At 38.7% G+C, this 13,904-nt stretch carries 14 protein-coding genes; all 14 read right to left on the bottom strand.

Annotated features, from left to right (window positions below):
• Positions 1 to 714 (bottom strand): beta clamp domain-containing protein, encoded by a 714-nt coding sequence (locus A3EM_RS0105080; protein WP_020527095.1) that lies wholly within the window; start codon positions 712 to 714, stop codon positions 1 to 3.
• Positions 714 to 4,796 (bottom strand): Ig-like domain-containing protein, encoded by a 4,083-nt coding sequence (locus tag A3EM_RS0105085; RefSeq protein WP_020527096.1) that lies wholly within the window; start codon positions 4,794 to 4,796, stop codon positions 714 to 716. Before A3EM_RS0105085 ends, A3EM_RS0105080 begins: the two co-directional genes overlap by 1 nt.
• A gap of 18 nt (positions 4,797 to 4,814) precedes the next feature.
• Complete coding sequence (locus A3EM_RS0105090; protein ID WP_020527097.1) at positions 4,815 to 5,417, bottom strand: hypothetical protein; 603 nt, start codon at positions 5,415 to 5,417, stop codon at positions 4,815 to 4,817.
• A complete protein-coding gene (gene traM / locus A3EM_RS0105095; protein ID WP_020527098.1) occupies positions 5,414 to 6,403 on the bottom strand; it encodes a conjugative transposon protein TraM in 990 nt (329 codons plus the stop codon). Before traM ends, A3EM_RS0105090 begins: the two co-directional genes overlap by 4 nt.
• A gap of 25 nt (positions 6,404 to 6,428) precedes the next feature.
• The gene (locus A3EM_RS0105100; protein WP_020527099.1) at positions 6,429 to 7,298 is read right to left on the bottom strand and encodes a DUF4138 domain-containing protein; all 870 of its coding nucleotides are present in this window, start codon (positions 7,296 to 7,298) and stop codon (positions 6,429 to 6,431) included.
• Positions 7,282 to 7,875 carry a hypothetical protein gene (locus tag A3EM_RS0105105; RefSeq protein ID WP_020527100.1) on the bottom strand — a complete coding sequence of 198 codons (594 nt, stop codon included), beginning with the start codon at positions 7,873 to 7,875 and terminating at the stop codon, positions 7,282 to 7,284. The genes A3EM_RS0105100 and A3EM_RS0105105 overlap by 17 nt, the downstream gene beginning before the upstream one ends.
• Positions 7,876 to 7,896: 21 nt before the next feature.
• Positions 7,897 to 10,293, bottom strand: a complete 2,397-nt coding sequence (locus tag A3EM_RS0105110; RefSeq protein ID WP_020527101.1) for a VirB4 family type IV secretion system protein — start codon at positions 10,291 to 10,293, stop codon at positions 7,897 to 7,899.
• Between the two features lie 12 nt (positions 10,294 to 10,305).
• A complete protein-coding gene (locus A3EM_RS0105115) occupies positions 10,306 to 10,641 on the bottom strand; it encodes a hypothetical protein (RefSeq protein WP_020527102.1) in 336 nt (111 codons plus the stop codon).
• 5 nt (positions 10,642 to 10,646) lie between these two features.
• Complete coding sequence (locus tag A3EM_RS0105120; protein WP_020527103.1) at positions 10,647 to 10,895, bottom strand: hypothetical protein; 249 nt, start codon at positions 10,893 to 10,895, stop codon at positions 10,647 to 10,649.
• A gap of 1 nt (position 10,896) precedes the next feature.
• Complete coding sequence (locus tag A3EM_RS0105125; RefSeq protein ID WP_020527104.1) at positions 10,897 to 11,160, bottom strand: hypothetical protein; 264 nt, start codon at positions 11,158 to 11,160, stop codon at positions 10,897 to 10,899.
• Positions 11,161 to 12,024: 864 nt separating this feature from the next.
• Positions 12,025 to 13,008, bottom strand: coding sequence for a HipA domain-containing protein (locus A3EM_RS0105140; RefSeq protein WP_020527107.1), 984 nt, complete (start codon positions 13,006 to 13,008; stop codon positions 12,025 to 12,027).
• A complete protein-coding gene (locus tag A3EM_RS0105145; protein ID WP_020527108.1) occupies positions 13,005 to 13,334 on the bottom strand; it encodes a HipA N-terminal domain-containing protein in 330 nt (109 codons plus the stop codon). Before A3EM_RS0105145 ends, A3EM_RS0105140 begins: the two co-directional genes overlap by 4 nt.
• Positions 13,331 to 13,534 (bottom strand): helix-turn-helix domain-containing protein, encoded by a 204-nt coding sequence (locus tag A3EM_RS0105150; protein ID WP_026210106.1) that lies wholly within the window; start codon positions 13,532 to 13,534, stop codon positions 13,331 to 13,333. The genes A3EM_RS0105145 and A3EM_RS0105150 overlap by 4 nt, the downstream gene beginning before the upstream one ends.
• A gap of 89 nt (positions 13,535 to 13,623) precedes the next feature.
• Entirely contained in the window at positions 13,624 to 13,887 is a 264-nt protein-coding gene (locus A3EM_RS41590; protein ID WP_083925178.1) for a protein-tyrosine phosphatase family protein, read from the bottom strand.
• Positions 13,888 to 13,904 lie beyond the last annotated feature (17 nt).

The following is a 13,904-nucleotide window of genomic DNA, read 5'->3' on the forward strand; positions in this document are numbered from 1 at the left end:
TTAATTTATTTGTTGTACCATAGTTGTTTGATCAGACCAAAGGTTTTCATTGTCTTTTACTTTTAATTTGATTTCATAGCGACCGGCTCCCTGGAAAATATAGTCCAAAACAGGAGTTTTGGAAGTATAAGTCACCCCATCCACTTCGAAAAGGAATTCGCTTATTCCGCCTCCCCATTTTTCATCCAGATCCAGACTTTCAGAAGCATCCAAAACATAATGAAAGGGATGTGCCACTCCTTTAAATGCCACTGAAATTTTGGGCATGGGTGGCAGGTTTTCAAAAGCTTTTAGCTCCAAAGTAACAGGCTTTGAAGTGAGTCCAAAACCATCAGTGGCGCTAAAAGTGATTTGGTGTATTCCAGTCTCAGTTGGTTTGTATCGCAATAAAAGCAGGGAGTCCGTAAGGGAAATACTGTTTGAGTGATTGAATTGAGTATTTTCAATCCACAACTCGCCATTTCCAATAAAATCAAAGATTAGTTCATGCAAATTGTCATCATTTAAAGATAAATGAAATTCGAAAAAATCAGAAGCTTTTCTAAGTTTAATCGAATCAGTGAGATGCGTGACCAATTCATTTGCTCCCGGTTTTTTTAGGGAAACTTGTGGTGCAAGATTAATTTCTTCCATCATGCCAATTCTGGAATCACAGCTGACTAAAAGACTTAATAAAGCTAGTAGTTTCAGTAATTTTATAGTAGTATTTTTCATCAGTTAGTCTTAGTCAGTTTGATTAAACCATATTTTTCATTAAGCCTGAATTTGAGGAAATACAGACCCCTGGGGAGGTTATTGGTATCAATTTTAACCCCACCAAAATCAGTGTTTCCTTCCCAAATCACTTGCCCAGTGGCATTAATCAGCCAAAGAGAAACTTCTCCTTTTACTTCATTTGGAAGGCTTAAATTAATTTCATTTTTAAAAGGGTTGGGAAAAACCGCAATGCCCAATTCATCCGGATCAGCCAGTCCTAAAACCTCGGAGGTGGAAATGGGTTTAACTTTGATTTGACTTGTCAGGGTATCTAAACAGCCCGCACTGTTTTCCACTGTCAATGTCACCTGATAATCCCCGGCAGCATGGTAAAAATATGCCGGGTCGGGCAGGGTAGAAGTGCCTCCATCCCCAAAGCTCCATTGGTAACTTAAGGTGGTATTGCCTGCCTTTTCCAATGCACTAAAGCGAACGGCTTCATGCTCATTCACCTCTTCTTGACCGGCCTGAATGCTGGTGGGTAAAGGCAATACCGGCACTTCAATGGAAATGGCTTCAGAAAGGCAACCTGTGAGATTTTCAGCTTTGCAAAAAACTGTAAGATCGGGGGTAGCTTCTATCTGAAGCACTTCTCCTGTGGTCAGTTCATTCCCTAATTCATCATACCAATGAAAATTTTTCACACTGTTTTTATCCAACACATAAGCTGTGATTTCCACCAACTCACCAGGGCAATAGGCTTCTTTTTTAAGTTGAATATTGGGTAAGGGAGCCGTGTTTTCCATCACCTCAATTTCCTTTATTCCTGAATAAATACAACCGTTAATTTCTACGGTATAATTAAGCAAAAACAATCCTGTTCCGGCAATTTGAGGATCGAAAGTGTGGCCAATTACCCCAGCCCCAGACCACTTTCCATTGGAGTAATTAGTGTAATTTGAAAGATCAAGAGTGGAGCTCCCCTCACATATTTGAATCCTTTCACCAAGTGAAGCGGATAAATCCATGTCCTTCCCCAACCCTGCCGTTACGGTAATTATTCTATGGCCTTTCAAATCACAGCCATCTTCAGTCTGGTATAAATAATCGATTTGGTAAGTGCCAAAACCTGCTTTCCCCGGATCAAAAGAATTGTTTTCAACTATACCTTTTCCAGTGAAAATACCGCCTTTAATTTCAGCCTCCTCCATCAAATCAATTGCCTCAGCAAATTGGCATATGCTTAAACTGTCCCCAATATCAATGGGATCATCCCCATAAACAATGGCACTTACCGGAACTTTATCACTTTCGCAACCATTCAGAGATTGGGCAGTCACAAAGAAAGTTTTGCTTTGGGAAAGTTCTTCTGTTACCAGTTTTTCTCCAATGAAAATAGGCGTTTCATCCTTTTCATTGGCATACCAGCGATAGTTGAGATTGACCGGATTGTTAACTGATAATTCAGCCCTTCCACTGGATTTGCAAATGGCCTGACTTTCGGCTTCCGGAGCATCGGGAATACTTAAAATTTCCACCCTAACTTTTATTCTTTCACTTTGACAAGCCAGATGATCCAGCCTTTTTATGGCTACAAAATAAGCAGTAGTAACAGCAATATCAGGCAAATGAAGCGTGGGACCGGTTCCAATAGCACTTGTTGCTTCTAAACTTTCATACCAGAAATAATCGTGGTCATCTGGTGCACCAGTGGCATTCAAAATGATATTAGAACTTCCACAATAGGGTGAAGGCTTGTCTACAATGGGTTTGGGAGGCAGTGCGTTCACTTTTATCTGTATCCATTTTCCAGGACCTTTGCACCTTCCATTTACAGGAACCACCTGGTAACTGTAAGTTCTGTTTTCAAGTAATATACCAGTGGAGAATATTCCATTAGTTTGCGCCAGACTATCCCCACTTTCTGATAAAAACAAATACGCATCCGCATAAACAGAACCTGAAGCGGAAATGGAAGCGGCTTCTCCCACACAAATTTCAGCAGGAAATTGCAAATTGGTAATTTCTCCCGGCAAATGTTCCATGGTCACCTGTATTTCAGCCGGAAGACTTTCACAACCCGTTTCATTGACAGCTGAAACATAATAAATTCCTGAACTGTAAACTGGGCCCAGGTTAAAAATTCTGCTGTTTCCACTGGGATTAGGCAACTCAATTTTCTCTGGAGATATTTTGGAATACCACTTGTAGGCTACAATTCCACTTTGAGCCTCTGGTGCGATTATGCCTTCCTCCCCGTAGCAAAAGGAATAACTTTTATTGGTTGGTCTGGCTGGTAAATCTACTAAAGTAACATCAAAAGGAAGTGCTACACTTTGGCAGGTTTCCCCCGATTCATAAGTGATGCTACTGGCCACAAAAAATCGCCTTTTGTTATTAAAAACCTCATTTTTCCAAATCGCTGGTTCAAAGGTATTGCCTTCTCCAAGCACGGTTTGTCCATCTTTATCCAGCCAGATGATTTTGGTATTCGGTGAATTATTCGGATTTAAAATACTGATCAATGCTTTTTGTCCTTCTCCACAAACAGGGGCAAAAGGTTTTAAGTCCGGAGTTTGGGGAATATCCCGGACGATAAGGGAAATTTTAGCCCGCTTTGGATTAGTGCATTCTTCCCCGGAGATATTGGTCCTGTAGCTTTCCACAAAAAAATCATAAGTGCCTGAAGCTGGGATATTGGCCTGAAAGGTTTTACCGGATTCATCCTGATTAAATAAAGGTTGCCCTCCAGATGCAGTCGAATACCATCGAAACTGAATGGCTTTGTCAATCAGGTTGGCTGATAAGGTATAATTTCCCGGACCACACTTGTAAATGTTGGCAGCAGGAATCAATTCCGGGAGTTCCTGAAAGGAAATGGTGGATGAGGATTCCTCACTAAAACAACCGGAAATATCCCGGTATTCTGCCACTGTGATAAGTTTAATGTTTTCCGAAACCTGCTTTAATAAAAGCTCGGTGCTTTCTCCTAAATATTCTTTTTGCTCCTGACCATTGCCCAAGGTAAAAGCTTTGTACCACCTGTACAGAAGTAAAGGATTGGGGTTTTCCACTACCATGGTCTTATCCTGAATGCCACAGACCGAAGTGGAAGTGACCTGAGGAGCAGCTGCTTTTTTGAAAAAAGTGATGGTTCTGGTATCAGCATCCACACAACCATTGGCTGCCTGATAAGTGTAATTCAGATCCACTGAAATCTTTTCCTTATTGCCTAAAGCTTGCTTAAAATCAGCCGGATTGATTTCACCGGCAGTGATGGTAATTTCGTTGAATTCAGCAGGTAAAGTCCACTTGCCTTTTTGGGTGATACTATTTCCATTGAATTGAATTTTGGGATCTTTAGCAGGATCATCAAAAAAAGTATGGAGGTTGACAGAAGGGTTTTCTATACAAATCTGAATAGGTTCCCCTGCAAATACTACAGGACTGGGCTTGACTTCTAATGTGAGTTTTAAGGTTTTGGTACCATTATAAAATTCCCTTGAAATGGGTATCACATGACTGCCTGTTTCAGCTTTTTTGGTGTCAAAAAAACCTTCTGCATTGACCAGATGATGGTTGAAGGTCACCTTGTGATCATAAAAAGAGAGGAAGTCTTTCAAATCAATTAGTCCTTCATTTTGGCAAAAGGAAAGATTTTGATCAGTGAGGTTAAAAGCAATAACTTTGATGGTCCATTGCCCAACTGTTTTAATATTTTCTGTATCATCTGTGAGGTTACAACTGCCATCTAAAGAGTTATAACTTCCAGAGCGAATAAAATAGGATTCTCCCATTTTATATTCGGTGGTAGTTAGCGGATTCAACTTAAATTCATCGGTAACAGTAGCGGAAGTTGGGGTGAAATCCAGTCCTCCCAAAGGCAATTCAAATTGATAAACCGCCTGATAGAAAAAGTTGAAATCTGCCCCGGAGCATCCCCTCGAACAATCCCCCAGCGTACAATCTTTTTCCGGCACGGGAACGGTAGCTTCCGGGCCATATTGGTAGAATTCTAAGGATTCGTAATAAGGAGTTGTTCTTTGGGCAAATACCCAGAAGGGAAATAATAGTAAAATGGTGAGTAGTAGTTTGGACATATAGCAAGCTGATTTGGGTTAGAAACTGAATTTTAAGCCACTTCGGGCAAAAAAGCGTTGGTGGCCAAAGGTGTTGTTGAAATAAAAATGCTGTTGGCATTTCACGGTCAAAGCCCAATGGTGATGGAAAAACCATTCGCTGCTCAATCCGAGGAAAATACCCAGACCCATTTCCACATTTTTATCCGCTGCATTCAGGCTCTTTTCGGTGGCATTGGGCAAGTCATCCCAAACGGCTGATGCTCCACTCAGACCATTGAAATAGAATTTATCATTCAGGTGGAAAAAGGTATAGGAGGAACCTAATTCCAGGTAATAACTTTGGAATTCCACTCCGGATAAATCCCCTTTTTCAAACTGTGCGGTGAGTTCAGTCTGCCATTTGTTGGATAGAAAATAATGAAAACCCACCTGAGTGGTAAAGCCATTTTTTCCGGCTCCTAATCCTATTTCCATTCCCTTCATGCCATTGGTGTGCTGGGCTTTTCCAAAGGAATATGGGGTTTTAAAACGGGCACTTTTGGGCCTTTTCTTTTGGTACTGAGCCCTGACTTCCTGAATACTTAGTATTCCGAAAATCAGGCACGCAACGCATAATATGGTAGTAGTTTTCTTTTTCATGGTTGAAATTTTAAATAGACCTCATAGCCATCCTGCAAATGGATAGCGGGTTGTTTGCTCATTTTTTTTAAGGGATCAACAAGGAAATTTCCCATTCCTCTGGTGGCAAAATTCAAAGCTGTTTCTACTCCTTCTTCAGCGGTTTCAGCAAGGGCTTTATTGGCCGGAAATCCTTTGCCCAATTTTATTCCGGCCAATTGATCGTAATCCATGACTTCTATGGAGAGGGGAATGATTTTTCCTTCCAAAACCAATTGCTCGATTTTAATTTGCAATCTGTTGCCATTTTGCAAACTGGATCGTCCGGTAAAAAATTGATTGGCTGGAATGGTGATGTCGTTCCAGGTCAAGTCCTGAAGCAACCGAAAAGTCACAGCTTCACCTGCTTTAATTTTATGGTCTTTAAAGACTTTGGCTTTTACAATTTGAATGGCTGGTTTTTGGGTTGGTAAAACAATAGTTGAGCCTGAAGCCGGATAAACCTTTGCGGTTTTGAAAGTTGTTTCCTCTGGCTCTATTTGCTTGGTTGATTCCAGCGATTTTTCATGAAAAACCCTTGTTTGTGGTTTGTTTGAAATGGATGGAATTAATTTTTTTGGTTTTGGAAGTATGCTTTTCTGCATATTTTCAGGATTAAAAGCCTGGGAAGCTGGAGTCACGCTGGAATCATTTTCCAAAAGAACCTTTTCATTTTCCTTGTTGGAATTAGGAATTGTATCCGGAACCACCCCTTTGACCATGGAAATGGGTTTATGATTCCGATCTCTTTTATAGGCAGTGTTATCCTCTTCAATTTTCTGTTCAAAGTATTCAATTTTGCTGATGCTTTTGTTTTCAAAAGCAATGTCATTTTCAGGTGGAGGAGTGGTGTTTACCCCTGAAAAGCTATGCTGATTTTCTTTCAGGAAAAATGTGAAAAATAATGTGCCTGAAAGCAGTAAGGCTATCCCAAAAGTAATCGCTATGTTTTTCTTTGAAGCTTTCATTTTCTTGTTATTCCATTTTTTTTAATTAAATGGTTTTGGCTTTCCTGATGACCTGAAAAGGTACTGACACACTCATGGTCCGGCTGCCTTTTTTCTCTCTTAGTGTAATTTTCAAGTGTTCTCCATTGCCTCCGGCAAAACTTGGCAGGGCATAAAGCAAAGTGGCAAAAGCCTCTTTTTCCACAATAGAAGGGGCCTGACTTTCCAGTATTTTCATCGCCCTGGTATTTTCTCCACCCGGACCAAATCCTTTTTGTTTGCTTTCAATTTCAAAAGTGACCAGATCAATTTCATAGTCCATGGAGCTTTGATTTTCCATCACCAGTTTTAAATAAATGGCTTCCTGATCCACCCTGATCGAACTGATGAGTAATAAAAGGTCATTTTCTTTTGTTCCCAGACTTCTATAGCGTTGTTTGTCTTGCTGAACTAACTCCAGTTTCTCATGAGTGGCTTGATCTTTTTCTTTCTTTAAAGTGGTCGGGGAAGTAGCCTCTTTTGGTTTGTTTTCAGGCTTAAGGTTTTTACTTTGTAGGGTTTGAATCCTTTTAGGATTTGCTCTAAAATCGTAAAGCAGTTTGGAAGGTGCTGCTTTGTAGGCAATTAATGCTTGGAAAACGCCATCACCACTTTCTAAAAAGAGACTGGAAACACCTGCTTCACTGGTTTTAGCATATAAAATAAACTTGTTTCCAGCATGCTCAAAGCCGAAATCCGTACTGCCCACATTGTAAAAGCTAATGGATTCCTCAAAAATCACTACCGTCATCACATCCGTACTCAGGAAAATGGTGTCGATGCCATTTGATGCATGGGAATTGGCTAGTCCGGATGTATAAAACCCAAGTATAAATCCCAATAGCCCGATAATAAATTTCTTATTCAAAAGTTGCATAGCTTATAATTTTTAAACCTCTTGGATTGTACCTGGTGCGATTCATTCCCCGGTCAGAAATCTTGAAAAAAGCTTTATGTTTCTGGGTATTGACCTTTCCCTTAATCTCCACCTGCTGGGTGGCAATCATCCAGCATTCGTAAGGGTAAATGTCCATGTTGACATGAATGCTATCCACGGTCAGGGAGTATCGGGCATCATTGTCCAGCAGGAATTTATAAATCTGATCTTCCTCAAACTTTTTATAAATGGGCAGTCCAAATTCATCATCAATCATTTGCAGTGCAATTTCCAAATGTTGGTAATAATTTCTTGCTTCAAATTGCAGCAAATATTGATGGAAAGTAATGCCAAAATTCTCTACATCCAAAGCAGAAAGTTCGTAGTTGTAATGTGCCTGAGCAGTGTACATTTCCCCTCTGTCCACCACATAAACTGTTTTGTTCAGGGTAAAAATAGCAGCGATTACCAGTGCGGATAAAAGAAAGAATCCGGTAATGCAGACATACACCAGTGTTTTTAGGAATTTAAAATCCTTGTTGGCATTTAAAGCAGTATAAACTTTTTCTATAGGCATTGGTCTTTCAAATTTCTTTTTTTACTCGTTATTCGAATCTCTTTCAGCAATGACCTGGTCAAGTGCTGAGGTAATTTTCCCGGTTTTTCCCAAAGCAGTTTTAATGGCATATTTATCTTCCTTTTTGCTGGAATAAGCGAGCCTTTCTTCAGGACTCACTTCCACTAAATACACATTAGAAACATTCCCCATTTTGATGAAAATCTCCCGACCATTTTCCTGGTGTTGGGCATCAATACTTTTGATCTGGGCATTTTCATGATCGGTTAAACCAAGGTCTTTTTGAAGTCCCGGAATCAGGTTGGGTTTATCAGAATGGTTCAACACAAATAGGGTAGAGGCATTGGAAATAATCGCCTGCCCCGCTTTGGTTCCGGCAATTTCAGCAGTGCCCTGTGTGATGACCATGGTGGCTCCATTTTCCTTTCGCCACTGCCGGGCATTTCTTTCCATAATTGCCCCAAGCCTGTCATCTGCCATATCCCAAAATTCATCCATGATCAGGCTTTTTCGCTCCAAAGGAAAGCGTTTGACAATGCCTTTTACTAAATGAGCAATCAGCAGGGAAACCACTGAATACAGCAACTGATTATCCTTAATCTGCCCCATTTCAAAGCAGACTAACTTTTTGGAAAAGATGTCCAGGTCATGAGTGGCATTCATCAAATAACTGTATTCACCACGTGTAAATGGAGTGATGCAAAGAGAAAAGGAAAGCAAGTCAAAATAGGCGGCCTGCTCTCCAAAATCTGATTTAAAATCCTGATTTTTATAATTTTCTATAAACCGTCCGAAACTTTCCATGCAAAGCCTGTTGTCCATTTCAATAGCCCACTGGTAATACTTTTGAACTATAGTTTTCAGGATAACTTTTTCTTCTTTGGTGAATATTTCCCCTTCCTGTTTCCAGATCAATTGGAAAATATCCAACAGGAAATGCAGGTGTTCATCCGAAACCGAAAATTGCCCCTGTGGTCCTTCCAAAGTAAAAGGATTGAACTCCAGGGGATGGTTTTCGGTGAACTCATAATATATGCCATCAAATAGCTGAACTGTTTCTTCATAAGATCTGCCCACATCGATTATGACCTGAATTTCTCCATTCTCAAAAGCTGAAGAAACAATCTTGTTTACGGTAAAACTCTTGCCTGCACCTGAAGGAGCCACCATTACCCTATTGCGATTGATCAATCTTTTATGCCATAAGTCCAGTTCAATGGGATGCCCTAATCTGTTGCACAGCCTCAAACCGTATTCAGTTTTGGGGAGTGCATTGAAATTGATAAAAGCCGAATTGATTTCTCCAATATTTAACAGCCATCGGAATTGGTTGCCACAATTAAATGGAGCTGCTGCCCAGAATAAATTCCCTGTATCAAAACTTTCCACCATGGCTCCACAATCATTCATTTTGGAAAATGCTTGCACGGTGCGATACACCTGATTTTTGAGTTGAGCTGTGTCATTGTGAAATACCATCACATTGAGATGTAGCAAATTGAGTTTCTGTCCGTTTGCTCTGACTTCCCGGATGAAGTTTTCCAGTTGTTCCTGCTTGGTTTCATTGGAAGAAGAATTCCCGCCAAAAGCATTCAGCAATTTGACCTGCATTTCAATTTTTTGTAATTCCTTTTCAGAATCAGTTACCAGAATGTAATGGTTGACAATATGGGGAAAAGGCAACTGCACCGTTAAGGGATCAATAAAGCCACTTTCCACTTTGTTCTCATTGGGTTTTGAGGAACAAACCGTATCGCCATAATTGTGAAGAGTGACTACATTCAAATCCTGTTCGCCTATGGTAATTCCTCCAAATTTGTTGGTGATATTTTTATAGAAAATGCCGGGTTGACCCAGAAAATCGAGGTTAAAATAATTGTAGGAAACCTGCTCAATTTGCGCATTATTTAATCTTTTGTAGGCCAGTCCGGGAATGGACGTGAGTTGATTGATGAAGGCTTTGGCGTGATCTTCGGCACTAGCTTTTCTGGTTTCAATATCGAGTAATGGATTTTTAAATTTGCGGATAACTGAAAAGATAGTCCCATCTGGTCCATTTGTCCCATTTTCTTCCTTGGCGAAACTCAGGAACAAATAACCCTTATGCCGCAACACTTTCCGCTCAAAAAAGTAATAGTTACTCTTTCCTTTGAAAAAGCCTTCTTCCTCCTGATTACTTTCGAATTGATCTTCAAAGAAAATATCCTGACGATGGATGATGGTACCATTGGGCAAATTGTTACTGGCCCTCCTGAAAATATCATTTGCCTTGTTATACTGATGCGCATCCAGGGATTCAAAAGCCGGAAGCAAGAGTTCAAAACCAAGGGCTACCCTGCCATCTTTGGTAATGGCCTGATGGTCTTCGATATTGAGCAATGGAAAAATTTCCTTGATTCCGATGGTATTGGTTGACATGGTTGAAAATATTTAAGGAACAAATTCCTGTTTCAATTGCTGAAGAGATTTCAGGTTAATTTTTTCTCCTGCACTGATCTTTTTGGGTTGTAACCAAAAGGCATAAAGGCTTTGCAGGAAAGTGGGATGATCCTTTTTATTGGCTATCAGCAGAATGACAAAAAGCACATTGATTGCCAGAAAACAAATGATATAATAGTAATAACCCACCGAAATGAAAAAACTCAGGATGTTACCAATTACCATTGAAAACACGATAAGGGCAAAATACAACACCATTTCAATGATTTTTACACCCAGAAATTTCCCCTGGCTCTGGATATGTTTGTTGACCTGATATTCCTTCATACCCCTTATACACTTGAGCCAAAGGCTGCCTGAACTGCATAACCCACAGCAGAAATGCCATAGAAAATGATGACACCCCAAACCAGTTTGATTCCATAGTCACCAGCATCAGGGTCCTTTTTCACAAAAGAATATAATACATAAAGCCCGCCCAGAGCAATGGCCACATTCCCAAGTGCCCAGATGGCTTTTAAGATATTGGTGGTCAGGGAATTAAAGTCAGACCAGATATCAAGGATAATGAGTAGTTCCATGTTAAATTATTTTTGTTGATTTGATAAAAATCGACTTGTTATCCTGTTGTTTTTTTTGAGTAACCAAAGCATTTTGTTGAATTTTAGCTTTCGGCTTTAATTCAAAATCTTTAGAGTTGAGCAACACAGGTTTAATGATGGCTTGAGCCACTAAATCTTTTTTAGTGTAGAGGTTTTTGTAGCGCATGATTCCCCAGTAAACCAGGCAAATCAAAATTGGTGTCAGGGCAAAAACGAATGAAAATGTACTTAATAAATCGTGCATAGGTCAATTACAAATCTTGAAAAAAGACAATTTTGTCCTATTCCTAAAACGGCCATGTTTTAAGTTTAAAATACACCTCTTGTGCATAAGAATTCCGAATAGTATCAAATGCAACAGGCTAAAGTAATGGCAACTATTTTATTGAATTTGTAATGTATTGATTAGTAAAAGCAAGTAATTGATAGATGTAAGAAATAATATCACAAAAATGGTTTAATTATCAATATTACTTAAGAAAGATAATTTGCTTTGTCAGATTGGATTTTGCTTACTATAAAATTATAAAAACAATCTGTAAAACCCCAAATTATTTTCAATATTTTTTTGAATTTATTCTTGGAATAGTATTAAAATATGGTTTGAGGGTGTTTTCTGGTGGAATTATTTTTTTGAGGAGAGTAGGCGATACGTTTTGAAAATGCTGAAAATGGTTAGACCTGTAAAGAATAATAGTGTGTACTGGATGATAAATCTGGTGTTTGTAATTTGGAGAGAAGATAATTGGCCAATAGTGAAAGAGGTATTTTCCATTTTAAAACTTTCCCATAGAAAATAGGCGAAAAGTGAATCAATAAAAAATAGAAAAAGAACTAAAATCATGTAAAACCATCTCTTCTTAAAAAATTGCATTGCCCCCCTAAGTAAATAAGCAGGTATGGTTAAGGATAAAAAAGTAATAAAGAAGAGGTAAATTGGGGAAGAAGTCTTGTAAGAATCGTTTTGTTTAAGTTCGAAAGACTTATCTAATTCATTTAGTTTACTATAAATCAAAAAGCTGAAAATTAAAAGTCCGATTACCCAGAGGGTTTCTTTAATTGTTCTGGTCATTTTTTCTTTTTACAATTTAACTCTCCATTTCAAAACCTACTTCATATTCATACGCTTAATACGGTCGAGGTAATTTTTGATGTAAATTTCTTTTTGTGCCTCATTTAAAAAAGAATTTTGAATCAGTTTAAACACAAGTTTATTTTCTTTCTGGAAGGGAGCTATGATTTTTTCTGCCCTGGAAACTTTGATGCCAATTTTTTTTCCAAATTCAAAAAAGTCCTGATAAGTATAAAATCCATAGGCCTCAAATGCTTTGGTGAATTCATCTTTGAAAAGGGAAAGAGCCAAGTCTGATTCGGTGGGATTGTGCAGTTTTGTACAAAGTAAATCATAGGCTGGTGTGAGTAGGTAATCTCCTTGTAGACTTTGGATGGCAGAGAAGTTTTTCAAATGAGCATCACCATTTGAAATGATATAATTGAAAAGGATAACTCGGAAGAATTTTTCCATTTCTATCTTGTAAGTTTTTATGTGTTCCCTGATTAAAGCAGCAATTTCCTCATAAGAAAAATCATACTTGTAATTTTCTCCATGCGTAATAGAAGTTCGTTGGGCTATTTGTGCAAAATCCTCTTGCTGGAATTTTTCATTAGCATTTGACCCTGCTTTTCGGTCAAATCTTTTTACCAGATAAGCCGGACTTCCATCCCGAAAATATACCAGCGCATTTGGCGGAACATTAATTTTGAATGCCTGCCTGGCCAGTTGCATGGTAAGATGTTCATTGGCTGGAGCTGCCTCCAGATGAAGAAAATTACCAATGGGTATGGGTTTAATGAGAAATTCCCCGCCTTTTTCAGTTAGCTCAAGTTGATTGTTTTCCAGTTTTACCGAGAATTTTACCTGAACTCCTGAAATCGAAATATTTTGCGTATGCTCAATAAAATAAGGTTCAGTTGCTTTTTGTGGTGAATTAAAGCTTAAAACAGGGCTTACTTTTTTTCCATCAAATAATTCTTTTCTGCACTTTGCACAAAATTCCTGTTGATTTTCTTTTAGGCATCCGGGACAATTCATTTTTCAATGGGTTTAACAGTGATAGCGCCAATTGTATCGGTATGAGCGGTTTTAAGCAATAAACTGAAGTAATCATTTTCATCAATTTTCAATGCCCTGCATTGGGTGGCTTTATTTGCCCCTTCGGAGAGTAAACCAAAAAAGAAGGGAAACAGGGAAGGGGAACGAAATTCCTGCTGTGTTTTTGGCAAAGTTAAACTGATACCATAAGTATTTGGGTTTTGGAAATAGGCTTCATGATAGGAAAAAACATAATCTCCCTTGTCGGTTTTCTCCAAAAAACCGCATAATTCCTTATTGCTATAAACTGCTGCTTTCCTGCTCATGGCATTAATTTCACTTCTATGGTCAGACCCAAAACCTCACAAATTTTTATCAGGCTTTGTAACTCCGGATTGCCAATACCCTTTTCAATATCCCGAAGCGTTCTCTCTGATATTTCGGAAATATCAGCCAGGTCCTCTTGTGTGATTTTGAGGAATTTACGCCTTTCCCTTATTGTTGATCCAATTTTTTCTATATCCATTTCCAGCAATATTTTGCCGATTTGAACAAAAATAGTAAAAATCTTCATTAATAGAAATGGAATCGGCAGTGTTTTGCCGGAAATAATATTCAATTACTGAATAAATGCTTCACCCATTGAATTTGCTCCTCAGTATCAGGAACTGAAAGTGTTCTATGATAACTTAATAAATCAAATACTTTATCCGGATTAAATCCACGCTTTTTAAATAAACAGGCAGCTACTAATGAAGTTCTTCCTATTCCCATTCGGCAATGGATCACCACTTTTTTATTTTCAGCCAAAGCTTTATCAATTATGGAAATTAGTTCAAAAAATGATTGAGAGTTTTCTGGAAGGGAACGATCTTTTATTGAAAAATGAGGAAGTT

Origin of the sequence: Flexithrix dorotheae DSM 6795, from assembly GCF_000379765.1 — a bacterium.
Classification (GTDB): Bacteria; Bacteroidota; Bacteroidia; order Cytophagales; family Flammeovirgaceae; genus Flexithrix; species Flexithrix dorotheae.